The sequence below is a fragment of the Accumulibacter sp. genome (assembly GCF_029255145.1).
Lineage (GTDB): Bacteria > Pseudomonadota > Gammaproteobacteria > Burkholderiales > Rhodocyclaceae > Accumulibacter.
This window is the reverse complement of record NZ_JAPUVQ010000042.1, coordinates 32,095-58,326: the sequence shown is the minus strand read 5'-3', so window position 1 is coordinate 58,326 and position 26,232 is coordinate 32,095. Positions and strand designations below refer to the sequence as shown.

Here is a 26,232-nt window from a genome sequence, read left to right as displayed (position 1 = left end):
CAAGCCTACTGTTCAGCCAGGGCCGAGTCGGTCATCGGGTGATTGGCTACACCGTAGCCTGAAATCCGGCGCTGGAGAAGGTTCAGGGGACTCGAGCCCAGGCGGGCAAAATCGCTCAGCTCAAGTTGTACAAAGGCACTCGTCGACGAAGTCGCCTCGGCAGTCTGAACGCGATGGCCAACCACCCGCAACACCCAGCAACCCGCGTTGTATTCCAGACCGCCGATGATCTCGACCGGCGTATTCTGCTCGAACGAATAGTTGTAGCGACCGACCGCCTGCCAGCGCCCGCTGATGGGCCACTGCCCGGAGACGTCTACCTGATTGATCGGCGTGGCCGCCTGCGTGTTGTAACTGTAGGAGGCATTGAGCAGCTTGCCAGCTTCCGGAAAGTAGCGCGCCCCGATCGAGTAACGCTGGAACTGCTGATCACCGGGGTCGTACTGCACGGCGGCGTCGGCATACACTCGGGGCAGCACCTGGCCGGTAAACCCGGCCAGAAGATCGGAATTGCTCCATTTGCGTGCGGTGGTGCCTGGTAGCGTCACCTTGTCGTCGGTGAAGTAGAGACGCTGGCCGATCATTCCGCGCATGATTTCGGCACCGCTGGTGGGGTCGATCAGGCGAGACGAGACGGCGGCTGTCAACTGGTTGGCGTTGTTGATGCGATCCCAGCCGGAGAACTGGTTGTCGGCGAAGATCTGCGCAAAGTTGAAGTCAGCCAGCGCCGTGTCGAAAACCGGGATGTTGTTCTGGTTCTTGTAGGGAATGTTCAGGTAGTACAGTCGAGGCTCGAGGGTCTGCGTATAGTCACGACCGAACCAGTTACTGGGCCGCTCGAAGGTCATCCCGGAATCGACGCTGAAGATCGGCAAGCTGCGATTGATCGAACTGCGGTCATTGGCTACCGAAACGGGGTACGACAAGGCGTACTGGGTAACGTTGACGCCGACTCGCGGCGTCACATACCACCCCGGGGTGACGTAGGGCAGCGAGACCTGCGGTTGCAGCACCGCTCGCTGGCCCTCGACCTTGGCCGACGAGGGATGGATAAAATAGGTGTATTGCCCGAACAGCGAACTGTCGGTCGTGAACAGGTCCGGCTGCCGGGCGTTCAGGGTGATCTGCGGCATCAGGCGATAGGGCGGCGTGACCGGATTCTTGGGGTCGGGCTGCAGCGTCTGGTAAGACTGCACATTGACCATCGCATTCCACCAGCCGCCACCACCGTATGTCAGCATCCCCTGCTGCAGGAGCTGCGTCTCGGAGGTCTTGGAAATCTGGCTCGACAGGTCGGTGTAGTAGTCGCTGTCTGAAACCCGGTTGTAATTGATCGCTCCCGAAAAGCCGTTGGCGGTCACCTGGTTGTGCGTCAGCGCCACCCCCCAGCGATTGATGCCGGCCTGCCGGTCGTTGGGGAGATACTCAAGGCGCGCGTTGCTCGAATAGAACCCGCCGAGAGCCTCGTTGATGGTACGCACGGTAGTGCCAATTTCCAGCCCGCGCTTGGTGAGCACGCGCGGCTCGAGCGTCGCATCCATGTTCGGCGCGATGTTCCAGTAATAGGGCAGGGTAAACTCGATGCCATTGTCACTGCTCGAACCATAGGTCGGGGTGAGGAAACCCGACTTGCGCTGATTGTTGAGCGAGAACGACATCCACGGCGTATGGAGAATCGGCACGCCAAGAAAGCGCACCGTGGCGTCGCTGCCGGTACCCACGTCGTTGTCGTAGTCGAGTTTGAGATCGGCGATGCTGAGGTACCAATCGTCGTTTCCGGGCTTGCAGGTGGTGTAGGTCGCGGTGCTCAGGCGGATCTGGTTCTCGCCCTCGAAGTCGATGCGCTCGGCTTCGCCACGAGCCTCGGTAGCGCCAGTTTTCGCGCGGTCCCGCGACTTGACCTTGGTCTGTCCGGGCGCGATGTCCAAAGCCCGTGGCGCCGCGAAACCGCTGGTGAATTCGCTGCTTGGCGTGCTGCTCCGCGCACGGACCGCTTCCTTCGGCGGTCGTTTGACGAAGTACGAAGCGTCGTCGAAGAAACCAAACTGATCTTCGAGCTTCATCCGCATCTTGACCCCGGAGATGACATCGTCGTTTTGCTGAAAGCGCACGGAGCCGACTGCCTCGACCTCGTCGTCAACCGGCCAGTACGTCATGCGGTCGGCCGTCAATACCTTGTCGCCCTGTCGCAGTTCCGCCTCATCCTCGGCGATCACCTCGCGGTCTATGATCCCCGAGATTCGTTGCGCGCTCAGCACCGACGGTTGTGGTCCGTCGGCTGCTGGCCCGGGCGGCATCGTCGCCCTGGCAACCGACGTGGCCGGCGGACGGGACGGCGAAACACCCACGGACCCCGACTGCTCAACAGGCGCTGGCGATGCCAGGGTTGACGCCGTGGCCGCCGGCTGTTCAGACCGAGCGGAAATCGCTTCCGCCGCGGGCGCAGCGGCCGGCGATGCCGACTCAGGCAGCGGCGCCACGGCGCCAGCCGACGGAACCGGCGTTACCAGCGTCGGCACGGACGGCCTCGCCTCCGGGGCCGGCCGCGGTGCTGGCGCCTTGAACACGGGCGACGCTTCCTCGGCCGGCACCGAAAGCGTTGCCGCCGCGGCTTCCTGCGACGTCCTTGCCGCCTCCGAAACAGCCTGCGCCGGCGCCGGCACGGGAGCCGATGTCGCCTCGGGTGGAGTCGGTAGCTTTGCCGCAGCGCTGTCTGTCGCCTGCCGGCCAGGCCCGGAGTCTCGCTGCTCGGCCTGCTCAAGCGGTGCCGGAGCGTTCGCCACCGGTGGCGTCTGCAGCGGCTGCTGGTCGACCACCGGCGCCTCCACCGACCGGGTTTCTACGGCTGGCGTGCCAGCCGGCGCAACCGGCGGCCGCGCCACCCGCGGCAACGGTGGCAGGCCCAGCAGAGTCGGATCGACCCGCAGCGGTGGTGAGGCCTGCGCTGCCGCCGTACCAGGCAGACTGCCGGCAAGGGTACCCGCCAAACCATAGCAGCAGAGCAAAGTCAGCGGCTTTTGCCGCGAAGGAAACGTCATTCTGGAGTAGTCAGTGAAAGGTGCCTGCGCTGCTTGTCTCTGGCGACGCCTCGGACAGCGAGCCGGTGATAAAATTGACCGATTTTAGCATCAACGTCCAAGGAGAAGCGGCATGCCGCGTACCGCCGCGCTGCGCGACTGGGTCCACGAGCGCTTCGAATCCGATTTCCCCGGTCAGCAACTGCCGATCGAAGCGGCCTCGGCCGACGCCAGCTTTCGGCGTTACTTCCGCGTCAGGCTGCCGGATCAGACGGCGCGGATCGTCATGGACGCGCCACCGGAAAAAGAAGACTGCCGGCCGTTCATGGCGGTCGCGGCGCTGCTTAAGGGCGCCGGCGTGCATGTGCCCGAGGTCCTCGCACACGATCTGGCGCAGGGGTTCCTGCTGCTCTCCGACCTCGGCAGCACGACCTACCTGAGTGCCCTGCAGGACCGCAGCACAGCCCCGCAACTCTACCATGACGCCAATCAGGCATTGCTGGCGATCCAGCTCGCCAGCCGGCCCGGGGTCCTGCCCGACTACGACCATGCCCTGCTCAGCCTTGAGCTGGCGCTGTTTCCCGAGTGGTACCTGAGGCGCCACCTCGCCCTGACTCTGGACGATCGCCAGCAGGCAACGCTGAAGACCACCTTTGCCGCGATCCTCGACAACAACCTGCGTCAGCCGCGGGTCTTCGTCCATCGCGACTATCACTCGCGCAATCTGATGCTTGTCGGCGGCGGAACAGGCGCTTTTCCGGCCAGCCCCGGGGTCCTGGATTTTCAGGATGCGGTGTACGGGCCGCTGACCTACGACCTGGTTTCGCTCTATCGCGACGCGTATATCGACTGGCCGGAAGAACACGAGCTGGACTACGTGATCCGCTACTGGGAGGCCGCTCGCGGGGCGGCGCTGCCAGTGGCGTCCGACTTTCACGACTTCTACCGCGACTACGAATGGATGGGTGCGCAGCGCCAGCTCAAGGTGCTCGGGATCTTCGCCCGGCTATGTCATCGCGACGGCAAGAGCAATTACCTCGCCGACATGCCACGCGTCCTGAGCTACCTGCGCCGGACCTGCCAGCGCTACCGCGAGCTGCGGCCGCTTGCGCGACTGCTCGACGCGGTCGAAGACCGGCAGGTCGACGTCGGCTACAGCTTCTGATGAAAGCGATGATCCTCGCCGCCGGCCGTGGCGAGCGCCTGCGGCCGCTCACCGACACGACACCGAAACCCCTGCTGCAAGCCGGCGGCCGGCCGCTGATCGTCTGGCACCTGCAACGCCTGGCGGCGGCTGGCTGGTACGAGGTGGTGATCAACCACGCCCACCTCGGCGAAAAGATCGAGGCGGCGCTGGGTGATGGCAGCGCCTTTGGTCTGCGTATCGCCTACTCGCCCGAGCCGCCGGGAGCGCTGGAAACGGCCGGCGGCATCGCCGCGGCGCTGCCGCTGCTCGGCACGCAGCCCTTTCTGGCGCTCAATGGCGACATCTGGTGCGACTGGGACGTCTTGCTGGCGCACCGGATCGGACGAGCGCTCGACCGGCGCCGTGCGCACCTGGTGCTGGTCGACAACCCGCCACATCATCCCGGCGGCGACTTCTGCCTCGACGGCGAAGGCGAACCGCTGCGGACCGCTGGCGCCAACCGCGGCGGCGCCCTGACCTACGCCGGGATCGGCGTCTTCTGGCCCGAATTCTTTGCCGGCGTTGCCGCCGGCACGACGATGAAGTTGCGCCCGCTGCTCGACGACGGCATTGCGCACAAGATCGTCACCGGCGAGCGGCACCGGGGCCGCTGGGTAGACGTCGGCACCGCCGAACGTCTTACCGAACTCGATATGGAGCTTGCCCGCGCACCATGACTCGCCCACCCCTGCCGATGACGCATGCCCCCTATTCCAGTCGCCGCCAGCGACTGCTCGACAGCCTTGGTGACGGCGTCGCCGTGCTGGCAACGGCCCCCGAGCGCGTGCGCAACAGCGATTCGCATTACCCTTACCGCTTCGACAGCTACTTCTGGTACCTGAGTGGCTTCCCCGAACCCGAAGCCGCAATCGTCCTGGTCGGCGGCCGCGAACCGAAGTCGCTGCTGTTCTGCCGCGACAAGGACGAGGAGCGCGAGACCTGGGACGGTTTCCGCTACGGGCCCGAAGCCGCGGCGAAGGCTTTCGGCTTCAGCGAAGCACACCCGATCGCCAGTCTCGAACAGAAACTGCCCGAACTGATCGCCAACCGCGGCCCCCTGTGGCACTCGCTCGGCCACGACGCCGACTGGGACCAGCGGATCACCAGGGCCTTGAACGCGATTCGCAACCAGAGCCGTAGCGGCAGCCGCGCGCCTGGCGAAATACGTGACCTGCGCGGCTTGCTCGACCAGATGCGTCTGATCAAGGATGATCACGAGATCAAGAGCATGCGCCGCGCCGCCGAGATCGCTTCGGCCGGCCATAGCCGTGCGATGCGGGCCTGCCGGCCGGGCATGGCCGAGTACGAACTGGAAGCCGAAATCGGCTACGAGTTCCGCCGCCGCGGCGCCGACGGCCACGCCTACACGCCGATCGTCGCCGGCGGCGCCAACGCCTGCATTCTGCACTACGTCGCCAACAACAAGCTGCTGGCCGGCCAGTCGCTGGTGCTGATCGATGCCGGCTGCGAGGTTGACGGCTACGCTTCGGACATTACCCGTACCTTCCCGGTTGGCGGCCGCTTCAGCCCGGTGCAGCGCGAGGTCTACGAAGTCGTTCTGGCCGCGCAGCAGGCAGCGCTTGCTGCGGTCCGCCCCGGCGCCCTGTTCACCGACTATCACCAGGCCGCACTGCGCGTTCTGGTGCAGGGACTGATCGATCTCAAAGTGCTCGCCGGCAGCGTCGACGGCGCCATCGAGAGCGAAGCCTACAAGCCCTGGTACATGCACCGCACCGGCCACTGGCTGGGCCTCGACGTGCATGACGCTGGCGAGTACAAGACCGGCATCGCCGACGACGCGTGGGTCAAACTGCTTCCCGGAATGACGCTGACCGTCGAACCCGGCCTCTACTTCCGCCCCGGCAGCAGGATTCCGCAACATCTGCATGGCCTTGGTGTGCGCATCGAGGACGATGTCCTGGTCACTGCCGACGGCTGCGCCGTCTACACCAACGCGCCGAAAACGATCGCCGAAATCGAGGAAGTGATGCGCCATGACTGAGCAGATCGAGTGCGTGGACATTGCCATCGTCGGCGCCGGCCCGGTCGGCATGACTCTGGCGCTGGCGCTGGCCGGCGGCCCGTATAGCGTATTGCTGATCGACAGCCGCCAGCGCGGTGCCTGGGCCGGCGACCCGCGCGCGCTGGCCCTTTCGCAGGGAACCCGGCAACTCCTCGAACGCCTCGGCGCGTGGGACACTGACACCTGCACGGCGATCGATACCATCCACGTCTCGCAGCGTGGCGGCTTCGGCCGGACGCTGATCGACGCGCGTGACTACGACCTCCCGGCGCTGGGCTACGTGATGCGCTACCGGGATCTGGCGGCGGCCCTGGACTCGCCGATCGACGGCGGGCGGATCTGGGACGACTGCGCGGTGATCGATCTCCAGAGCTGCGGCGAAGCGAGCGAGGTCACCTTGCACCGCGCCGGCGAAAACCGCCGCGTGTCGGCCAGACTGGTGGTACACGCCGAAGGCACGCCCGCCGACGACCCCGAGGTTCGGGTTTACGATTACCGGCAGCATGCCGTCGTCGCCGAGGTCCGCCCGCTTGCGGGACACGCGCGGCGTGCCTGGGAGCGCTTCACGCCGGACGGCCCGCTGGCCTTGTTGCCGATCGGGAACGACTACTCCCTGGTTCTTGCCGCGCCGCCGGACAAGGCAGCACCATTGCTGGCCCTCGACGAAGACGGTTTTCTCGCCGCCCTGCGCGCGCAGTTCGGCAGTCGCGTCGATTTCGTCGCCAGCGGCCCGCGTGCGAGCTTCCCGCTGGCTTTGCGGGTCCGCCGGAAACTCACCGGACCGCGGCAGGTGTGGATCGGCAACGCCGCGCAGAGCCTGCATCCGATCTCCGGCCAGGGCTTCAACCTCGGCCTGCGCGACGCCTGGGAACTGGCCGAAAGACTGCTCGAGAACGCCGCCGGCGATCCGGGCGACGCAGCCACTCTGGCCTCGTACGCGCGCGGGCGCCGGCTCGACCGCCAGGGCAGCATCGCCTTCACCGACAGCGTCGCGCGCGTCTTCGCCAACGACCTGGCGCCGCTGCGCGTCGCGCGCGGCGCCGGCCTGCTGGCTCTCGACCTGTTCCCGCCGCTGCGTCACTTCGTCGCCAGGCGAATGATCTGGGGAGCCAGGGCCTGGCCCTAGCCGCGCGGCGCAGTTCGCTTTTCGTGTTGATTCAGCTAGACTTCGTCGCTCCGCCAATCCTCGCCTGAACTCCGTGACCATGCCACCAGCGACCAAGACCAAGCCACTGATCGAGTTCAAGGGAACCACCCTGCCGGTCGTCGTGATCAGCCTGCGATCCTTGCACCCTGGCGAAGTGGCCGAGGCGGCCAGCGCGCTGTTCGGTGATGATCCCTTTTTCGATGGCGATGCTTCTGTCCTTGAGCTTTCCGCGGTGGGCGAAACTTCGTCAGCAAAATGGCTGCTGCTGAAAGAGGTCTTGCGGGCGCACGGCCTGCACGTGATTGGTGTGCGCGGCGGCAGCGACGAACTGCGCGCGAGCGCGGCCAAAGCCGGTTTGCCGACCTACGCGGCCGCCGAACGTTCGCCGCGCATCCCGGCCGGCAGCGAAGCCGACGCTGCGCCGACACCGCCAGCGGTAGCGCCGGCAGTCGAAGCCCCGGAGGAAGCCGCGCTACCGCCGGCAACGCCGTCGCCCGCAGCGCCTGGCGCCGCCGCGCCCGCGCCAACGCTGTTCGTCACGCGCCCCCTGCGATCCGGGCAACAGCTTTATGCCCGTGGTGGCGACCTGGTGGTCCTGGCGGCGGTCAATTCCGGCGCCGAAGTCATCGCCGATGGCAGCATCCACATCTATGCCCCGCTGCACGGTCGCGCGCTGGCTGGTGCCAGCGGCTCGGCCGAGGCACGCATCTTCTGCACGCACTTCGACGCCCAGCTGGTTTCGGTGGCTGGTCTGTACCGGACTTTCGACGGCGGCGTTCCGCCCGAGCTGGCCGGCAAGGCAGTGCAGATCAGACTCACCGAAAAACCCGGAGAGCCTGCGGGCAAACTGGTCGTCGAGCCCCTGAAGACCGACTAGCCGTGTTGCCGGCACCCGGGCTGCCACTTCGGTCAGCCGCGCCAGGCAACAGAATTGCCATTCTGCAGGTAGAATCGCTTCTTTAATTTGCGGAGAAACGTCCGTGACACGTATTGTCGTCGTAACCTCCGGCAAGGGTGGGGTCGGCAAGACCACCACCAGCGCCAGCTTTTCTTCGGGCCTCGCTCTGCGCGGGTACAAGACTGCCGTCATCGATTTTGACGTCGGGCTGCGCAATCTCGACCTGATCATGGGCTGCGAACGGCGCGTCGTCTATGACCTGGTCAATGTCCTCAACGGAGAAGCGACGCTCACCCAGGCGCTGATCAAGGACAAGCACTGCGAGAACGACCACCTCTTCGTGCTGCCCGCATCGCAGACGCGCGACAAGGATGCGCTGACCGAAGAAGGTGTCGAGAAAGTTCTCAAGGAACTCGAACACATGGGCTTCGACTACGTCGTCTGCGATTCGCCGGCAGGCATCGAACGCGGCGCGGTGCTGGCCCTGACCTTTGCCGACGAGGCGCTGGTAGTCAGCAACCCCGAGGTTTCGTCGGTGCGTGACTCGGACCGCATTCTCGGCATCATCCAGGCCAAGTCGCGTCGCGCGCTGCTCGGCGGCGAGCCGGTCAAGGAACACCTGTTGATCACCCGCTACTCGGCGAAACGCGTCAATGACGGCGAGATGCTGTCTTACAAGGACGTGCAGGAGATCCTGCGGGTACCGATCATCGGCGTCATCCCCGAGTCCGAAGCGGTACTGCAATCGTCGAATGCGGGGTCGCCGGCAATCCATCTGGCCGGCAGCGACGTCGCCAACGCCTATCTCGACGTGGTTGGCCGTTTCCTCGGCGAGACCATTCCACTACGTTTCGTCGACTATGAGAAGCCCGGCCTGTTCAAGCGAATTTTCGGGGGTAAATAAGGATGTCCCTGTTCTCCCTGATCTTCGGCAACAAGCCCAAGACGGCCGCCATCGCCAAGGAGCGGCTGCAGCTGATCATTGCCCACGAGCGCAATGCCAGCAACAACGCGCCAGACTTCCTGCCGGCCCTGCAGCAGGAATTGATGGCGGTGATCTCGAAGTACGTCTCGGTCAACCCGGAAGACATCAAGGTGTCGATCGAAAAGCAGGGAAACATGGAAGTGCTCGAGGTCAACATCGTCATGCCGGACGTCGGCAACAGGCCATAGACTGCACGGCAATCGCCAGGCTGCGTGCGGCAGGCGCCACCGCCAGGGCGCTCGGGATTCCAGCAAACAGGCAGCACCGACGCTGCACTCGGGTGCTGCTTGCAGACGACAAGTGTCTATTTTTCGGGCTGCAATCGAGGTAGAATCGTCCCCTTGCCTCGCGCCCACCGGCACCTCACGCCATGGAATTCCTCGGATTCTCGCTTCGCAACAACCTGTTTGTCGCGCCGATGGCGGGGGTGACCGATCGCCCATTCAGGCAACTCTGCAAACGCATGGGCGCCGGCCTGGCGGTCTCCGAGATGGTCACTTCGAACTCCCTGCTCTATGGCAGCGTGAAAACCAGACGACGGGCGGACCATGCCGGCGAGGTGGCGCCGATCTCGGTGCAGATCGCTGGCGCCGATCCGCTGATGATGGCCGACGCCGCGCGCTACAACGTGGACCATGGGGCGCAGATCATCGACATCAACATGGGCTGCCCGGCCAAGAAGATCTGCCGAGTCATGGCGGGCTCGGCGCTGCTCCAGAACGAGTCGCTGGTCGGCCAGATCCTGGAAGCGGTGGTCAATGCCGTACCGCAGACACCGGTGACGCTGAAGATTCGCACCGGCTGGGACACCGCCAACCGCAACGCCCTGAACATCCTCAAAATCGCCGAGCAGTCGGGAATCAGGGCCCTGGCGATGCACGGTCGAACCCGCGCCTGCGGCTATACCGGCCATGCGGAGTACGACACCATCCGGATGGTGAAGGCAGTGGCCCGTATTCCGCTGATCGCCAACGGCGACATCGTCTCGCCGGAAACGGCGAAGTATGTGCTCGACACCACCGGCGCCGACGCCGTCATGATTGGCCGCGCGGCACAGGGCCGGCCGTGGCTGTTCCGCGAAATCGAGCACTTCCTGAAGACCGGCAGCCACCTGCTGCCACCGCGAGTCGGTGAGATTCACCAGGTTCTGCTTGGGCACCTTGAAGATCTCTACCAGTTTTACGGCACCGAGACCGGCTTGCGCATCGCGCGCAAGCATATTTCCTGGTACACGAGAGGGCTGGTCGGCTCGGCAGCTTTCCGCTACCGGATGAATCAACTGCAGACCATCGCCCTGCAGCGGCAAGCGGTCGATGACTTTTTCCTGGCGCTCGCCGAGCACAACGAGCACCTGCCCTACGTCGCCGGTAGCCCGGATGCGGCCGTCCGGGCCGATGGCCCTTGCGAGGATCTCGCCGCATGAAGCGACACCACGATAACGGTGAAGATATCGCCTCTTTCGTCCGCAGCGCGCTGGAGACCTACTTCGAGCAGCTCGATGGCGAGAAGCCGGCGGCGGTTTACGAGATGGTGATCAGGAGCGTCGAACGCCCGATGCTCGAAGTCGTTCTCCGGCAGGCGGGTGGCAACCAGACTTTCGCGGCCGAAATCCTCGGCATCAATCGCAACACCCTGCGCAAGAAACTGGTCGACCACCAGCTGATTTCCTGAACCGTGTCCTTACCCTTCCTTACCACGTCGCCTGTCTGCCCATTATGAAGATACGTCAAGCCCTGCTCAGCCTCTCCAACAAGAACCATGCTCTCGACTTTGCCAAGGGCCTGATCGCTCACGGTGTCAAGCTCTTGTCCACGGGCGGCACGGCCGCCATGCTGCGTGACGCCGGGATCGAGGTTACCGAAGTCAGCGACTACACGGGCTTCCCGGAGATGCTCGACGGCCGTGTCAAGACCCTTCATCCAAAGGTACACGGAGGTATTCTGGCGCGTCGCGACGTGAGCGAGCACCTGGCGACGATCGAAGAGCACGGCATTCCGGCGATCGATCTGGTGTGCGTGAACCTCTACCCGTTTCGCGAAACGATCGCCCGGGCCGGGGTCACGCTCGCCGAGGCAATCGAGAACATCGACATCGGGGGCCCGGCGATGGTCCGTTCCGCGGCCAAGAACTACAGCGGCGTCGCCGTCGTCACCGATCCGGGAGACTACCAGGCGCTGCTCAGCGAAATGGCTGCCAACGATGGCGCACTGAGCCTGGCAACCCGATTTTCGCTGGCCAGGAAGGCCTTCGTACACACGGCCCGTTACGACTCGGCAATCGCCAACTGGTTGACATCACTCGACGAGGGCGAGCAGCCACAGCCCTTCCCCGGGCACCTGCAACTCGCCTTTGACCGTGTCGAAACGCTGCGCTACGGCGAGAACCCGCACCAGCAGGCCGCCTTCTACCGCGATCCCGCGCCGACCCCCGGCTCGATCGCCAACTACCGCCAACTGCAGGGCAAGGAACTTTCGTACAACAACATCGCCGACGCCGACGCCGCCTGGGAATGTGTAAAGACTTTCGACACGCCGGCCTGCGTGATCATCAAACACGCCAATCCGTGCGGAGTGGCGGTCAGCGGCAATCTGCTGACGGCTTACGAAAAGGCCTTCCAGACCGACTCGACCTCGGCCTTTGGCGGCATCATCGCCTTCAACGGAACGGTGGACGTCGATGTCGTCGCCGCCATGAACGCCCGCAAGCATTTTGTCGAAGTCCTGCTGGCGCCCGCGTTCACCAGCGCTGCCAGCGAGCTGCTGGCAGCCAAGCAGAACCTGCGGGTCCTCGAACTGCCTCTGGCGAAGGTCTATCACGCCTTCGAAATGAAGCGCGTCGGCGGCGGACTGCTGCTGCAGACGCCCGACCGCTTCAATGTCCAGGCGTCCGACCTCCGCGTTGTCACTCAACTGGCGCCATCCGAGGCTCAGATCGAAAACCTGCTGTTTGCCTACCGCGTCGCCAAGTTCGTCAAGTCCAACGCGATCGTCTTCTGCGGCGCCGGGATGACGCTCGGCGTTGGCGCTGGCCAGATGAGCCGAGTCGATTCCACCCGCATCGCGGTGAACAAGGCGCAGAACGCCTGCCTTGACCTGGCGGGCTCCTGTGTCGCGTCCGACGCCTTCTTCCCGTTCCGTGACGGGCTTGACGTCCTGGCGGGGGCCGGTGCCAAGGCCGTCATTCAGCCCGGCGGCTCGATGCGTGACGAGGAGGTAATCGCCGCTGCCAACGAGCACGGACTGGCGATGGTGTTCACCGGCGCGCGGCACTTCCGGCACTGATCGGTTGCTTGCGGCGCGACTGCAACAAGCCGGTGCCGGACGTTGCGGCAAGTGTGAATCGGCCTGCTTTGGCGGACAAAGTCCCCGTGATCGCGGCTGACGCTCGACCACCAATGATCTGGTGGCGAAAGGAGTTTTATGAAGTTACTGGTAATCGGCTCGGGCGGCCGCGAACACGCGCTCGCCTGGTGCCTGGCGAAAACAGATGGACTGCAGAAGGTCTTCGTTGCACCTGGCAACGCCGGCACGGCTGGTGAACGCCAACTTGAAAACGTCAACATCACCGACCTCGATGCGCTCGCCGACTTCGCCGAGGAGGAAAAGGTTTCGCTGACGGTGGTCGGCCCCGAGGCCGCGCTCGCCGCCGGCATTGTCAATGTCTTTCGCGCCCGCGGCCTGAAGATCTTCGGCCCGACGCGCGAGGCGGCGCAACTCGAAAGCTCGAAGGACTTTGCCAAGCGCTTCATGGCCAGGCACAACATCCCGACCGCTCGTTTCGCCACCTTCTCGAACCAGGCCGCCGCGCACGCCTACGTCGACCGGCAGGGCGCGCCGATCGTCATCAAGGCGGATGGACTGGCTGCCGGCAAGGGCGTGGTGGTGGCGGCGACGCTGATCGAAGCACACGCCGCCATTGATCGTATGCTCCCGGAACCGACCGCGCTCCTGCCGGATGGCGCGAACGCCGCCCGGGTAGTCATCGAAGAGTTCCTTGAAGGAGAAGAGGCCAGCTTCATTGTCATGGTAGACGGCAAGGACGTCTTGCCGCTGGCATCGAGTCAGGATCACAAACGCATCGGCGACGGCGACACCGGCCCCAACACCGGCGGCATGGGCGCCTACTCGCCAGCGCTGGTGGTAACGCCGGAGGTGCACGCCAGGACCATGCGCGAGATCATCCTGCCGACGGTCCGCGGCATGGCCGCCGAGGGCATCCCGTACACGGGTTTCCTGTACGCCGGCCTGATGATCGGCAGGGATGGATCGGTCAAGACCGTGGAGTTCAACTGCCGCCTGGGCGACCCGGAAACACAGCCGATCTTGATGCGCCTTAAATCCGACCTGTTGACGCTACTGGAACATGCCGTCGCCGGCCGACTCGACCAGGTCGAAGCAGTCTGGGATCGCCGGGTCGCGCTGGGTGTGGTGCTGGCCGCGGCCAACTACCCTGACACGCCGCGGACCGGCGACGCGATCAGCGGCTTGCCGAAAGCCAGTGAAGACAGTTACGTCTTCCATGCCGGGACCATCGAGCAAGACGGGCAGATCGTCACCTCCGGTGGCCGCGTGCTGTGCGTCACCACCCTTGGCGACAACATCAAGCAGGCGCAAAAGCGCGCCTACAACACGATTATCGGCATCCACTTCGACGGCATGCAGTATCGCCATGACATCGGTCAGCGGGCGCTCAACCGGTGAGCGCAAGGCCGGCTACCGCGCGGCGCCCGCGATGATCGAGGCGACGCTCCTGAGGGACTATTTCACCGGCCTGCAGACGAAGATCATCGCGGCCGCCGAAGCGATCGAGGGCGAGCAGGGCGGGAAATTTTCGGCCGACAGCTGGCAGAAGGTCGCTGGCGAACCGCTCGCAGGCAACGGGCGGACCTGCGTCATCGAGGGTGGTCGCGTCTTCGAACGCGGTGGTGTCGCCTTCTCGCAGGTCAGCGGCGCAGCGCTGCCGGCTTCAGCAACCGCCAGACGCCCCGAACTCGCCGGTCGCGCCTTCGAGGCGATGGGCGTTTCGCTGGTCCTGCATCCCGAAAACCCGTACTGCCCGACCGCGCACATGAACGTCCGCGCGCTGCTCGCGACCAGCGCCGATGCCGAGCCCGCGTGGTGGTTTGGCGGCGGCATGGACTTGACCCCCTACTACCCCTTCACCGAGGACATTCGGCATTTCCACGCCACCTGCCAGCAAGCACTGCTGCCTTTTGGTAACGACCTCTATCCGCGCTACAAGAAATGGTGCGATGAGTACTTCTTCCTCAAACACCGCCAGGAAGCACGTGGAGTGGGTGGCGTGTTCTTCGACGACCTGAGCGAAGGCGGCTTCTGGCGCTGCTTTGCCCTGACCCAAGCGGTCGGCGATGCTTTTGCCGAAGCCTATCTGCCGCTGGTCGACAAGCGGCAATCACTGCCCTACGGCGAACGCGAGCGCGACTTCCAGGCTTACCGGCGAGGCCGCTACGTCGAATTCAATCTGGTCTGGGATCGCGGCACACTGTTCGGCCTGCAATCTGGCGGCCGAACGGAATCGATCCTGATGTCGCTGCCGCCAATCGTCAAATGGCGCTATGACTGGCAACCGCAAGCCGGTACGGCTGAAGCATTGATCTACGAGATGCTGCCGCCACGCGACTGGGTCTGAGGATCGGGCGGCGGCAGCAGCCGCGCGCCGAAAGCTGCCAGCGCCGGCCGGAAGCGTCTCAGGCGACCTGCTCGGCGGCTGCCCGGTAATGAGGCATCGCCTCGTCCGAGCGTTCGGTCCGCTCGAACAGGCGCGCCAGTTCCAGCCGCACGGCACGTTGATCGTGCAGCGACAGCGACGCTTCGAGGTAGATTTGCGCTTTGCCCCACAAACGTTGCGCCACGCACAGGCGGCCCAGCGTGAGCAGCAGGCGCGCGTCGTCGGGATGCTGCGGCAGCCATTTTTCGGCACGCGCGATGCACGACGTCAGGTCGCTGCCGCGGACTTGGCCGTAGAGCTGAACCAATGCCGAATCCCACTGAGTGTCGAGTTGCTTTTCGATCAGACGTTGAGCCTCGTCGTCGGCGCCATGTTCGAGAAAAGCCTCCGCCGAGGTGTACGTGAGCCGCGGCGAGCGTTCCCTGGCCGGCACCTGGCGCAAGTAGTCCAGCAGTTGGCTTTTGTCGGACTGCAGCTGACGAATGTTTTCCTGATGCGCTTTGGTCTTTATTTCCTGCGCTGGCTCGGGCAACAGTGCCTCACGCTTCTCGAGCAGACGAGCCAGACGCAGCACCTCCTGCCAGTTGCCACAACCCTGCTGCGCGCGCAATTCGAGGCGTAGCGCAGCGATGTGACGACCGGTCAGATTCTGCAAGTCATGCAGGGCAGCCGTAGCATCCTGGAATTGGCCGCGATCGATCGCGATTTCGGCTTGCAGCATCAGGCGCGCTGGCTCCAGCTTCCGGTCGCCGACGCTGACCCGGTCGAGCCACTCCTTCTCTTTTTCGGGTTCGCGCAAGCGCTGTGCGGCACGCGCGGCGATCAGCGCGGCCATACCCGGCGACTGCCCGGTCGTGTACGCCTCGGCGGCCTTGCTCAAGGCTTGCGTGAAACGTCCTTCAAACAGCAGACGGACAGCCTCGTGAAATGACGCGGCCGCTTTTTCGCGACGACGGCGAGCACGAAATGCGCTCACCCGGTTCGGCAGCGACAGTGTCAGCCCGATTGCGTGCAGCAGCGCATAAAGCAGCACGAAAGCGGCAAAGAACAGGAAGATCGCCAGCGTTAGTGCCACTTCAATGCGATACGGCGGCACCACCAGCAGCAGGTAACCGTCATTGAAGCGCGCTGCCAGCGAAATACCGACTGCCAGGGCGAACAGGGCCAGCAACCACAGCAGCCCTCTCATTTGCGCTCCTGGCCAAGCTTGAAGGTCTTGATCGCCGACAGGCTGTCGTTGAGCGTCGGCATTTCGATGGTGATCTCGGTCTCCGCCAGCTGTTTCAGCGACTCCTGCGCCGCCTGCTGCGAAGCGGCGCCAGCGTCGAAGTAGCGATCAATCCACGCCTGCGCGTGCTGCAACTCGTTGCGGAAGGTCCATTGATCACGCGCCAGCAACGCCAGGCGGGCATTCAGCAAGCGCAACTTGAGATTCTCACGCAAGAAGAAGACCTGTCCCGGCGCCAGCAAGGCCGGCTCGTCGCGGTCGAAACGCTGGATCCTGACCAGCGATTTCAGCTCGCCCCAAAACTCGCCAGCCAGGCGCTGCCACAAGGCGACGCTGGCCAGGCGCTGCCAGAATTCCACACTGATCACGGACGGCGACTGCGAAGTAGACTCCGCGGCCGAATTCGCTAGCACATCGGCCTGCTCCTTCGGGCTGGCTTCACCCGCACGAGGTCGCCCATCGGCCGCCAGCGGAAGTTTGTCGATGGCATTGATCACCCCTTCCAGGCGCAGGCTCATGCCGGCGGTATCGATCTGCGGCAAGGCGCGCAGGCGATCAAGATCGCCTGCCAGGGTCTTGCGCAAGCTGATGAGCTGTGGCCGATCACTGGCCGCCAGACGAGCGTCGGCAGCCTGCAGGGCGAGCACCGCGCCGTGCACGTTGCCGGCCAGCTGCAACTGCTGGGCCGCCAAGGTCACGCCTTGCTCGACCTCGGCCAGCGCCCACTCGTCGCGGTTGCTCGCCAAGTCCTGGTACAGCCGCTCCAGCGTCGCCTGCTGACTCTGTGATTCGGCGATTTTCGCCTCGAGCGCGCCCAGCCTGCCAAGCACGCCGGCTACCTGCTCCTGCGACTGCTTCGCCAGCCCGCGCACTTCAACGCCGACGGAATCGTTGTCGGCCAGACGGCGCGCCAGCTCCTGCTGGGTGTCGGCAAGCTTCTGTCGGGTTTCCACCCATTGCCAGGCCGCCAGTCCGAGAGCCAGCAGCGCCACCACCAACCACGGATTGCGCCACGCAGGAGCGTGCTGGGTCGCTGACGACGGCTGACTCGCCGATGCGGCCGTACTGGCCGATGAGGCCTTGCTCGCCGACGACTGGCTCGCTGCGGCCGACTGGCTGGCTGCCGTCGGTTGGCTTGCCGCCGCCGGATCGCTGGTTGCCGCCGAGTGGCCCGCCGGCGCCGCGGCAACTGGTTCGGGGAGGGACGGCCGAGGGTCGATTTCTTCGTTCATCATGACTGCCAATTATATACGCTCAGAGCCGCGATGATCCCGGCATCCGCCGGGCCGGTCCGAATCACGCGCTGCAAACCAAGTTCCGTGGCCACCTCGGCGATCCGCTGGTGAGGGACGAACACCAGCGTTTCCTGCAGAGATGCGCGGGCTGAAGCGTCGAGCAGATCAACCAGATTACGCAACCCCTCGCTCGATGATATGGTCATGGCGTCAATCTGGCCGCCGCGCAACAGGGACGCCAGCGCTGCCGCATCGGCGGGTGCCGAGCGTTGGTAGCATGCCACGTAATCGACTTGCGCGCCACGTTCCCGCAGCGTGTCGCCAAGCAGCTCGCGACCACCGTTGCCGCGAAAGATCACCACCCGCTGGCCGCCGACGAACTGCCGCTGCAACTCCGGAAGTTCGAGCAAGGACTCTGAATCGAAGTGCGCAACCGGAGCGAGCGTGTTGGCGATCCCGTAGCTTGCCAGCGAGGCGAGGCTGGACTGACCAATGGCGAACGCACGCAGACCCGCCGGCCACGGGCCGCTCGCCAGGATGGATGGGAGGCTGAAATCGACCGCATTCGGGCTGATGAAGAACGCCAGCGAATAGCTGTCGAGACGGGCGATTGCTGCCTGCAACGGTTCCGGGTCGGCCGCCGGAGCGATCTCGAGCAAGGGAAAAATCACCGGCTGACCACCCAGCCCGGCAATCCAGCTGGCCAGCCTCGCTGCTTGCGCGCGCGGCCGGGTCACGACGATCTTTCTGCCTTGCAGGGACGCGGTCATTGGTCGGCAGCAAGCTCCCGGAGAATGACGTCGGCCCCATCTGCACGCAGTGTTTGCGCCAGACGATAGCCGACCGACTCGGCTTCGTCGGGCACACCACGCAGTTCACCAGCTACCGATCGCCTGCCATCCGCCGTGGCGACAAAACCCCGCAGCCGCAGCTGGCCGCTCTCCAGTACCGCATAGGCCGCGAGCGGCAGCTGGCAGCTGCCCCCCAGGGCGCGCGAAAAAGCACGCTCGGCTCGCACGCAATGCGCTGTCGCCAGGTCGTTGAGCGGCCCCACCAGCGCAATCAGGTCGGCACGCCCGGAGGGGACTTCGATACCGAGTACGCCTTGACCCGGCGCGGGCAAGGACTGCTCCGGGGCCAGCACCGACTTGATCCGGTCCGCCAGGCCGAGTCGGACCAGTCCGGCCGCAGCGAGGATGATCGCGTCGTACTCACCCGCATCGAGCTTCCGGAGGCGCGTATCGAGGTTACCCCGCAGCCCCCTGATCGCAAGTTGCGGATGACTGGCGCGCAGCGTCGCCTCGCGACGCAGACTGGAGGTACCGATCACTGCACCGGCGGGCAGGTCGTCGAGTGCGGCGTAATGGTTGGCGACGAAAGCATCGCACGGGTTCGCGCGCTCGGAAATGGCTGCCAGGACGAAGCCCTCCGGCATCTCCATCGGCAGATCCTTCATCGAATGCACCGCGAGATCAGCGCGGCCGCTCTGCATCGCCACCTCGAGCTCTTTGATGAACAGGCCCTTGCCCCCGATTTCCGACAGTGGGCGGTCCAGGATCTGATCGCCCCTGGTGGTCATCCCGAGGATATCTACCTCAAGCTGTGGGTATAGTTCCAGCAAGCGGCCACGGATGTGCTCCGCCTGCCACATCGCCAGGCGCGACTCACGCGAGGCGATGACAATGCGGGGCTGATCTGGATTGGCAGAATTCAAGGCAGGATTCCGGTAAGACGCTGCTCGCCCGCGCCATCCAGCCGGCACGCCAAGGCAACATCGACCAACAAGACATTATCATCAGGGAAGCTGATTCTAACATGCTTGGCCAGCTGGTTCAGCGCCGTCAGACCGGGGCGACAGCTCGCTAGCGCCTAGCGCCGAACGCGCTTCCTGGCAGCCATGACAACCGCCTTGATCCGGAGGAACCTCATGGCCCGACCTCCTGAAGCGACGTCAGATAAGCCAGGACGTCCTGGATATCGCCGCCCTGCAGGGTATACAAGGTGCCGCTAGCGGCACTGTCCTCGTCGTGCGGGCGATCGGCCTTGAGATAGGCATCGATCTGTTTCTTGAGGTAGGTGGTGTACTGGCCAACGAGCATCGGGAACATGCCGCGCCCCTGCGCCTTCTTGCCGTGGCAGGCCGCGCACTTCTGCTGGTACACCGCCCGGCCCTTGTCGATATCGCCCTCGGCACGCGGGACGATCATGATCTTCTCCATCGCCAGCAAGCGCGTCAGCGCATCGTCACTGTCCTTGAAGACCGGCGGCCTGGTCGGCAGTTCGATCTGTGCGAGGTAGGCGGCGACCAGCTTCATGTCCTCATCGGGAAGTTCTCGCTCCTTGGTGTAGGGATACATCGGCAGGTTGATTCGCAGCTGGCTCTGGAATGCTTTCAGCTGCTGCTCCATGTACTTTGCCGACTGGCCAGCGATGCGCGGGTATTCGCCTTTCTTGCCGCCGGCACCGAATGGACCGTGGCAAGCAGCGCAGGGGCCGTAGATCTCCCTTGCTCGATCGACATCGAGGGCCGCCAGCGGTGGCGCGACGACGGCTCCGAGCAGGATCCAGAACAGTAGCTTTAAACGTCGCGCGTGCCGCATGAAGACCTCGTCGGAGTGAAGGCGGAATTATAGAGAGGCGCTCGCTGGCGACCTTGATGAGCGTCAAGAACCGACGCTCCGAAGCTCGCCGGGCAAGCGCCGTAACCCGCCACGGTCACGAAGTTAGCTGGCGAGCGTAGGACTTGAGCAAAGGCCACTGCCGACGGCTGACCGGCAAACGTTCCGGGATGTCGCGCAGAATGGCCTGCCATTGCGTCTCGGCGTCGTCGTGGCAAACGCTCTTCTCGAAGCCGATGATCGCCTCCCTGGCAGCCAGCACACTGCGGTGCAGGCGGATGAACTGCTCGCCGAACTCGTGTTCGAGATGCGTCAAGGACTCTTCGAGCAGGTATTCGCGATCGCTGGTGCGTGCCGCGACGTATTTCAGGTCAGCTCTGAAGTAGACGATTTCGCTCACCGCGATCAGCAGCAGGCGCCCGCGTTCATGACAGGAAAGGTGGCTGCGCGCGGCGAGTTGCACGCTCGCAGGCAGCGCTGGCGCCTGTCGGCGGCTCAGCATGACCTTTTGCAGAGCAGCCAGCAAACGTCGTGCCCGCACCGGCTTCACCAGATAATCGACGGCGTTGAGCTCGAAGGCCTGCACGGCGTAAGCGTCGTAAGCGGTGACAAAAATCACCGCCGGCGGATGGTCGAGCTGCGACAGATGACGAGCCAGTTCGACGCCGTCCATCTTGGGCATCCGGATATCGACCAGCGCCACGTCCACCCGCTGACTCCTGACCGCCGCCAGGGCGGACGCGCCATTGTCGGCTTCGGCAAGAACGTCGTTGGGCAGCTCCGGCGCGATGTCGGCCAGCAAGTCGCGCAGGCGCGCCCGCGCCGGCGCTTCGTCGTCGCAGATCATCACCGACAAGGGCAAATCCGGCGCCAGGGTACTCATCGCGCTCGCGGGGAATGCTGGTGACACGGCAGCACGATGCGCACCCGATACTCGCGGCGGCCGTCGGCAAGCCGCACTTCACCGGTCTCCAGTCGCGCCTCGAGATCGTAGTAGAGAGCCAGCCGTTCGCGGATGTTGTCGAGCGCCATGTGGTTGCCACGCGGATGCTCGGAGCCGCCGCCGCAGGGATTGGCCAGTTCGACGTGCAGTTCGTCGCCACGACGCGCCAGGCGAATACGGATGGTCCCGCCGTCGCCAGCCGGTTCGATGCCGTGATAGACGGCATTCTCCAGCAGCGGCTGCACCATCAACGGCGGCACTCTGAGTTCGAGTGGCAAGTTGTCGGCCAACTGCCATTCGACCTGCAAACGCTCCGCCAGGCGCAGCTTTTCGAGGTCCAGATACTGCCGGCACAGCGCCAGTTCGTCGGCTAGCGGTACCAGCTCCCGATGATCGCGCATCAGGGCACGAAAGAGCTCGGCGAGTTCCTCGAGCGCGGTCTCGGCACGCCGCGGGTCAGCACGAATCAGCGACAGGACCGCATTCAGGCTGTTGAACAGGAAATGTGGCCGGATGCGCGCGGTCAAGGCCTGCAGCCTTGCTTCGACCAGCGCTGGCGAGAGCGCTCTGGCACGCAAGGCAAAATAGGAAAGCATGAAAGCGGCAGCCATGGCGGCGAGCAGACCGGCCCGGATCAAGCGCTGCCCGCCTTCCTCTTCCACCGCCAGAAGGCGCCACAGAGCGGACAACAAGATGGCGGAAGCGGCGGCCAACACCAGCACCGCGCTGCGCGCGATCCAGATTGGCGCGCTCTGCAGGAAACCTCCGAGCAACGCCAGCAGGGCCACGTTGAAGAGCAACAAGGGCTGTACCCAGGCGGCCATGTCGATGTAATGCTGCAGGCTGTCGTTCACTCCTTCGCTCTGCACCAGCGCTGCCAGCAGCGCCAGCAGATTCACCCCAAGCAAGGTGCGCAGCATGACTCCGGAATTCCGGAAGTCTGGCAAGGGCTGGCCAGTGGGCTTTTGCTTTATACTTGCGATCACTCGAAGTGGCGCCTGTCCAAGGTTCTACGAGTGATTTTAGCCCAGGAACCTGTCGCTAATGAGTCAATCGGATTCTTCCCAATACACTTGGGCCGGCCGCTTCTCCGAAGGAATGTCGGACCTCGTCAAGCGTTATACCGCCTCGGTCAACTTCGACCGGCGGATGTGGCGCCAGGACATCAGGGCCTCGGTGGCACACGCCACGATGCTCGCCAGGCAGGGGATTATCAGCGCCGCGGATCTGGCCGACATCGAGCGCGGCATGGCGGAAATCGTACGCGAGATCGAGGGGGACCGTTTCGTCTGGTCGCTCGACCTCGAAGATGTCCACCTGAACATCGAAAAGCGCCTGACCACGCTGGTTGGCGATGCCGGCAAGCGCCTGCATACTGGTCGCTCGCGCAATGATCAGGTGGCGACCGACATCCGCCTCTATCTGCGCGACGCGATCGACGAGCTGCTGCCACTGCTGCGCGAGTTCCAGGCCAGGCTGCTTGACCTCGCCGAGAAGGAGGCAGCCACGCCGCTGCCCGGGTTCACCCACCTCCAGGTTGCGCAACCGGTGACCTTCGGCCATCACGTCCTGGCCTATTTCGAGATGATGGAGCGGGATGCCGAGCGCTTCGCCGACTGCCGAAGACGCACCAACCGCCTGCCTCTGGGTGCCGCCGCGCTGGCCGGTACGAGCTATCCGATCGATCGCCATTTCGTCGCTGAAATGCTGGGCTTCGACGGCCTCTGCGAAAACTCGCTCGACGCCGTTTCCGACCGCGACTTTGCGATCGAATTCTGCGCCGCCAGCGCGCTGCTGATGATGCATCTGTCGCGCCTGTCGGAGGAACTGGTGCTGTGGATGAACCCGCGTTTCGGTTTCATCCGGATCGCCGATCGCTTCTGCACCGGCAGCTCGATCATGCCCCAGAAGAAGAATCCCGACGTTCCCGAACTGGCACGCGGCAAGACCGGCCGCGTTTACGGGCACCTGACCGCCCTGCTGACGCTGATGAAGGGCCAGCCTCTGGCCTACAACAAGGACAACCAGGAAGACAAGGAGCCACTGTTCGACGCCATTGACACGGTCAGCGACACGCTGCGCATTTTTGCCGCGATGGTCGGCGGAATTACCGTCCATCCGGCAAGAATGCGCGAGGCATTGGATCAGGGATTTGCCACCGCCACCGATCTTGCCGACTACCTGACCCGCAAGGGATTGCCCTTCCGCGACGCCCATGCGGCGGTGGGCCTGGCAGTGCGGCGCGCCGAGGAACTCGGTGCCGACCTGGCGCAACTCCCGCTCGCCGAATTGCGGCACTTCTCGCCGCTGATTGCCGACGACGTCTTTGCGGTGCTGACCGTAGACGGATCGCTGGCGGCGCGCAAGCATATTGGCGGCACCGCGCCGGAACAGGTCCTGGCGGCAATTGCCCGCGCCCGTCGCCGTTAGGCGCGCCGCCGAAACCGGAAGATGATGGAGAAGATCGGCAAGTATCACCTCGACCGTGAAATCGGCCGTGGCGCAACGTCGATCGTCTATCTGGGCAGCGACGCGTTTACCCAGCGCGCGGTGGCCGTCAAGGTGGCCTTTCCCGGAATTCTGAAGGACCCCAAACGGGGCAGGTTATACACCCACCTGTTCCTCAACGAGGCGGCACTGGTCGGCAAGCTGTCGCACCCGCATATCGTGCAGATTTACGACGCGGTGGTCGACGACGATTTCTGCTATCTGGTGATGGAATACGTTGCTGGCGGCACGCTGGAGAGGGTCTCCACGGCCGACCGGCTGCTGTCGGTCGAACGTACTGTCGAGATCGTTTTCAAGTGCTCACGGGCGCTTGATTTCGCTTTCCGGGCGGGCATCATTCATCGTGACATCAAGCCGGCCAACATCCTGTTCACTGGCACCGATGCAGACCAGGGCGACATCAAGATCTCCGATTTCGGGGCCGCGATCATCGGCTCACCGGACCGTACCCTGGTGCTGGGGATCGGATCACCCGCTTACATGTCACCGCAGCAGGTGAAAGAACAGACACTCGATCAGCAGACCGATATCTACTCCCTTGGCGTCGTCATGTATCAGCTGCTGACCGGACAACTGCCTTTCCAGGCGCGCAACAGTTACGACATGGTTTACCAGATCATCAACGCCGAGCCGCGCCGGCCTTCGGCCTTGCGCAGAGACATTCCGGAGGCGCTCGACGCGATCGTCGCGCGCGCGATGAGCAAGCGACTCGAAACGCGTTACGCCACCTGGCAGGAATTTGCCCACGATCTGGCGCAGGCTTTTCGCAACCGCAAACCCAAAGTCGCAGTCGACCAGTTGGCTGATCTCGAAAAGTTCGACAGCCTGCGTTCGTTCTCTTTCTTCGCGGACTTTTCCGACGTCGAGATCTGGGAAGTAGTACGTTTTTCGCAATGGAGCCGGGCTTCACCCGGCACCGCGATCATTCGTGATGGCGACCACGGCGACTTCTTCTGCTTCCTCGCCGAAGGCGAGCTGAAGGTTCTCAAGAACGGGATGATTCTCGACATGCTGGGCACCGGCGAGTGCTTTGGCGAAATGGCCGTGATCGGCAAGGCGAACTCAAGACGCGGTGCCGACATCGTCGCCGTAACCGACGCCAAGCTGGTGCGCATCACGGCAAATGCCTTGCGCAGTTCCTCGGAATCGTGCCGGGCGCACTTCTACCAGTCTTTCCTGGCAGTACTCAGCGAACGGCTGACGGCAGCGAACGTCCGCCTGGTGACTTTCTGAGGCCCCGCAGCGCCACGCCGTTCCAGCCCACCAGGCCTTGCCGTTGATAAGCAGTGCGGACCATACCGGTTCTGGCGTCGAAGAGCACATCGAAGCGCGCCAGGTGGTTCCAGCTGTCGCAGAATCTCCACTCCCATACCGGCTCGTCGCAAGCCTGGAAGTAGTTGGTCCACTTGGGCTGCGATCGGCCGAGCAGACGCAGAACGGACGCCTGGTCACTCTTGCCCGGCTTGACGCGAAGTGCGCCATATCCAGCACCCTCCTCTATCCGCTGCCGGCGCCCGGCGGGCGCGATGAACGCCATATGGGTCTGCAAACCCGCCGGCCCACGCGGACAGGCCGCTGTTCGCTGCCACCGGGATGCTTCCAGCTCAGTGGCGGCTGGCTCATCGTCGCCAGCCCCTCGGGCAAGGTGGCCACGGCCACGCCGGGCTTCAAGCCACGGCCGCTGTCGCCCGCGCAAGCCGACAACGGCGAAGAAGCGATCAGAAGCAAGGAATACGGGTGCTGCCAACGGTAACCATTCATCCGCAGTTCCTCGTCCATCGACGCGAGCCACCCCCGATCTTCGTCCGCGTACCTGCCGACGAAAGCGATTGCGCGGCGAAGTTCCTCCGCGGTATATTAGCGTTCTATGATTTTATGAGCGGGACGCCAATGAGCAAGTCTTTCACCACCATTACCGATGACGTGGCCAAGGGACTCGGCAGCATGCGCAAGGAAATCCCGGAAACGATTCAAGGCTTCAATGCACTGGCCAAGGCAGCGCTCTCGCCGGGCGTGCTGTCCGCACTCGACAAGGAGCTGATTGCGCTGGCGATCGGCGTTGCCAGCCGTTGCGACGCATGTATCGGTTTTCATGTCAAGGCGCTGATTCGACTGGGCGTCAGCCGTGCACAGTTGATGGAAACGCTGGCGGTGTGCACCTACATGGGTGGTGGGCCGACCCTGATGTACGCGGCCGAGGCGGTACGGGCCTACGAGGAACTGAACTCCGAGCAGCCGGCACCGGTCAGCGCCTGAACAGGTAAGCGACCACGGGCAAGGACGCTGTGTCCGCGAAACCGACGCCGGCTCCGGCAACAAGCCCGCCTGCGGAGCTGCCGTAGGCGGCGCCTGATCACCGAATCAGACCGGGTCGACGAGCCCTTCCAGCAGCTTCTGCAACTCACCATCCTCGTACATCTCACGCATGATATCGCAGCCGCCGACGAACTCGCCGCGCACGTACAGCTGCGGAATGGTCGGCCAGTCGGCGTACGACTTGATGCCGACGCGAATCTCCGGATTCTCCAGCACGTTCACGCTGAGAAAGTTGGCCACGCCGCAGGCTCTGAGAATCTGCACGGTAACCGCCGAAAAACCGCACTGCGGAGCCTCCGGCGTCCCTTTCATGTAGAGCACTACCGGGTTGGTCGTGACCTGTTCCTTGATCAACTGCTGCACATCCATCGCCAGACCTCACAAGTGATAGCGGTTGAGAAAAATTATCAACAGAGCAGTGTACTGTCTGGCTGCGCTGA

General features: G+C 64.3%; 25 protein-coding genes. 15 read left to right on the top strand and 10 right to left on the bottom strand.

From position 1 onward, the window contains the following. Positions 1 to 5: 5 nt before the first annotated feature. The gene (locus Q1L50_RS04625; RefSeq protein WP_300336254.1) at positions 6 to 2,258 is read right to left on the bottom strand and encodes an LPS-assembly protein LptD; all 2,253 of its coding nucleotides are present in this window, start codon (positions 2,256 to 2,258) and stop codon (positions 6 to 8) included. Positions 2,259 to 3,150: 892 nt separating this feature from the next. Between Q1L50_RS04625 and Q1L50_RS04620 the strand changes: the two genes are divergently transcribed. The 12 genes from Q1L50_RS04620 to hemF all read left to right on the top strand — a co-directional run bounded on the left by Q1L50_RS04620 (position 3,151) and on the right by hemF (position 14,905). Beyond that, positions 3,151 to 4,182: a phosphotransferase gene (locus Q1L50_RS04620; RefSeq protein WP_300336253.1), complete on the top strand. Its 1,032-nt coding sequence runs from the start codon at positions 3,151 to 3,153 to the stop codon at positions 4,180 to 4,182. Next, positions 4,182 to 4,880 carry an N-acetylmuramate alpha-1-phosphate uridylyltransferase MurU gene (gene murU, locus Q1L50_RS04615; RefSeq protein ID WP_300336252.1) on the top strand — a complete coding sequence of 233 codons (699 nt, stop codon included), beginning with the start codon at positions 4,182 to 4,184 and terminating at the stop codon, positions 4,878 to 4,880. Before Q1L50_RS04620 ends, murU begins: the two co-directional genes overlap by 1 nt. Then, positions 4,877 to 6,205 (top strand): aminopeptidase P N-terminal domain-containing protein, encoded by a 1,329-nt coding sequence (locus Q1L50_RS04610; protein ID WP_300336250.1) that lies wholly within the window; start codon positions 4,877 to 4,879, stop codon positions 6,203 to 6,205. The genes murU and Q1L50_RS04610 overlap by 4 nt, the downstream gene beginning before the upstream one ends. Next, positions 6,198 to 7,352, top strand: a complete 1,155-nt coding sequence (locus Q1L50_RS04605; RefSeq protein WP_300336249.1) for an FAD-dependent monooxygenase — start codon at positions 6,198 to 6,200, stop codon at positions 7,350 to 7,352. The genes Q1L50_RS04610 and Q1L50_RS04605 overlap by 8 nt, the downstream gene beginning before the upstream one ends. Before the next feature lie 79 nt (positions 7,353 to 7,431). Further along, positions 7,432 to 8,250, top strand: a complete 819-nt coding sequence (gene minC, locus Q1L50_RS04600) for a septum site-determining protein MinC (RefSeq protein WP_300336248.1) — start codon at positions 7,432 to 7,434, stop codon at positions 8,248 to 8,250. A gap of 103 nt (positions 8,251 to 8,353) precedes the next feature. Then, a complete protein-coding gene (gene minD, locus Q1L50_RS04595; protein WP_300336247.1) occupies positions 8,354 to 9,175 on the top strand; it encodes a septum site-determining protein MinD in 822 nt (273 codons plus the stop codon). A 2-nt stretch (positions 9,176 to 9,177) separates the two neighbouring features. Next, positions 9,178 to 9,444: a cell division topological specificity factor MinE gene (gene minE, locus Q1L50_RS04590; protein ID WP_300336245.1), complete on the top strand. Its 267-nt coding sequence runs from the start codon at positions 9,178 to 9,180 to the stop codon at positions 9,442 to 9,444. A gap of 182 nt (positions 9,445 to 9,626) precedes the next feature. Then, positions 9,627 to 10,679, top strand: coding sequence for a tRNA dihydrouridine synthase DusB (dusB, locus tag Q1L50_RS04585; protein ID WP_300336244.1), 1,053 nt, complete (start codon positions 9,627 to 9,629; stop codon positions 10,677 to 10,679). Further along, entirely contained in the window at positions 10,676 to 10,927 is a 252-nt protein-coding gene (locus tag Q1L50_RS04580; protein WP_300336243.1) for a helix-turn-helix domain-containing protein, read from the top strand. The genes dusB and Q1L50_RS04580 overlap by 4 nt, the downstream gene beginning before the upstream one ends. A 44-nt stretch (positions 10,928 to 10,971) precedes the next feature. Then, positions 10,972 to 12,537: a bifunctional phosphoribosylaminoimidazolecarboxamide formyltransferase/IMP cyclohydrolase gene (gene purH, locus Q1L50_RS04575; RefSeq protein ID WP_300336241.1), complete on the top strand. Its 1,566-nt coding sequence runs from the start codon at positions 10,972 to 10,974 to the stop codon at positions 12,535 to 12,537. Positions 12,538 to 12,675: 138 nt separating this feature from the next. Continuing rightward, positions 12,676 to 13,956 carry a phosphoribosylamine--glycine ligase gene (gene purD / locus Q1L50_RS04570; RefSeq protein WP_300336239.1) on the top strand — a complete coding sequence of 427 codons (1,281 nt, stop codon included), beginning with the start codon at positions 12,676 to 12,678 and terminating at the stop codon, positions 13,954 to 13,956. 31 nt (positions 13,957 to 13,987) lie between these two features. Further along, positions 13,988 to 14,905: an oxygen-dependent coproporphyrinogen oxidase gene (hemF, locus tag Q1L50_RS04565; RefSeq protein ID WP_300336274.1), complete on the top strand. Its 918-nt coding sequence runs from the start codon at positions 13,988 to 13,990 to the stop codon at positions 14,903 to 14,905. A 58-nt stretch (positions 14,906 to 14,963) separates the two neighbouring features. On the opposite strand, the gene Q1L50_RS04560 is transcribed toward hemF, so the two are convergent. From Q1L50_RS04560 to Q1L50_RS04530, 7 genes are all read right to left on the bottom strand, one after another. Beyond that, a complete protein-coding gene (locus Q1L50_RS04560) occupies positions 14,964 to 16,133 on the bottom strand; it encodes a heme biosynthesis HemY N-terminal domain-containing protein (protein WP_300336238.1) in 1,170 nt (389 codons plus the stop codon). After that, entirely contained in the window at positions 16,130 to 17,404 is a 1,275-nt protein-coding gene (locus Q1L50_RS04555; protein ID WP_300336237.1) for a uroporphyrinogen-III C-methyltransferase, read from the bottom strand. Before Q1L50_RS04555 ends, Q1L50_RS04560 begins: the two co-directional genes overlap by 4 nt. Then, positions 17,404 to 18,177, bottom strand: coding sequence for a uroporphyrinogen-III synthase (locus Q1L50_RS04550; protein ID WP_300336236.1), 774 nt, complete (start codon positions 18,175 to 18,177; stop codon positions 17,404 to 17,406). Before Q1L50_RS04550 ends, Q1L50_RS04555 begins: the two co-directional genes overlap by 1 nt. Continuing rightward, a complete protein-coding gene (hemC, locus tag Q1L50_RS04545) occupies positions 18,174 to 19,121 on the bottom strand; it encodes a hydroxymethylbilane synthase (protein ID WP_300336235.1) in 948 nt (315 codons plus the stop codon). The genes Q1L50_RS04550 and hemC overlap by 4 nt, the downstream gene beginning before the upstream one ends. A gap of 211 nt (positions 19,122 to 19,332) precedes the next feature. Continuing rightward, the gene (locus Q1L50_RS04540) at positions 19,333 to 20,007 is read right to left on the bottom strand and encodes a c-type cytochrome (protein ID WP_300336233.1); all 675 of its coding nucleotides are present in this window, start codon (positions 20,005 to 20,007) and stop codon (positions 19,333 to 19,335) included. A gap of 115 nt (positions 20,008 to 20,122) precedes the next feature. After that, entirely contained in the window at positions 20,123 to 20,908 is a 786-nt protein-coding gene (locus tag Q1L50_RS04535; protein ID WP_300336231.1) for a LytTR family DNA-binding domain-containing protein, read from the bottom strand. Beyond that, positions 20,905 to 21,888, bottom strand: coding sequence for a histidine kinase (locus Q1L50_RS04530; RefSeq protein ID WP_300336229.1), 984 nt, complete (start codon positions 21,886 to 21,888; stop codon positions 20,905 to 20,907). The genes Q1L50_RS04535 and Q1L50_RS04530 overlap by 4 nt, the downstream gene beginning before the upstream one ends. A gap of 124 nt (positions 21,889 to 22,012) precedes the next feature. Between Q1L50_RS04530 and argH the strand changes: the two genes are divergently transcribed. Then, positions 22,013 to 23,398: an argininosuccinate lyase gene (gene argH, locus Q1L50_RS04525; protein ID WP_300336228.1), complete on the top strand. Its 1,386-nt coding sequence runs from the start codon at positions 22,013 to 22,015 to the stop codon at positions 23,396 to 23,398. 24 nt (positions 23,399 to 23,422) lie between these two features. Next, entirely contained in the window at positions 23,423 to 24,709 is a 1,287-nt protein-coding gene (locus Q1L50_RS04520; protein ID WP_300336272.1) for a serine/threonine-protein kinase, read from the top strand. Here the strand turns inward: Q1L50_RS04520 and Q1L50_RS04515 are convergent. Further along, positions 24,663 to 25,013 (bottom strand): hypothetical protein, encoded by a 351-nt coding sequence (locus Q1L50_RS04515; RefSeq protein ID WP_300336227.1) that lies wholly within the window; start codon positions 25,011 to 25,013, stop codon positions 24,663 to 24,665. The two genes, Q1L50_RS04520 and Q1L50_RS04515, sit on opposite strands and share 47 nt — an antisense overlap. Before the next feature lie 353 nt (positions 25,014 to 25,366). On the opposite strand from Q1L50_RS04515, the gene Q1L50_RS04510 reads away from it, so the two are divergent. Further along, entirely contained in the window at positions 25,367 to 25,732 is a 366-nt protein-coding gene (locus tag Q1L50_RS04510; RefSeq protein ID WP_300336225.1) for a carboxymuconolactone decarboxylase family protein, read from the top strand. A 105-nt stretch (positions 25,733 to 25,837) separates the two neighbouring features. Here the strand turns inward: Q1L50_RS04510 and grxD are convergent, their stop codons facing one another. Then, positions 25,838 to 26,161 (bottom strand): Grx4 family monothiol glutaredoxin, encoded by a 324-nt coding sequence (gene grxD, locus Q1L50_RS04505; RefSeq protein ID WP_300336224.1) that lies wholly within the window; start codon positions 26,159 to 26,161, stop codon positions 25,838 to 25,840. Positions 26,162 to 26,232 lie beyond the last annotated feature (71 nt).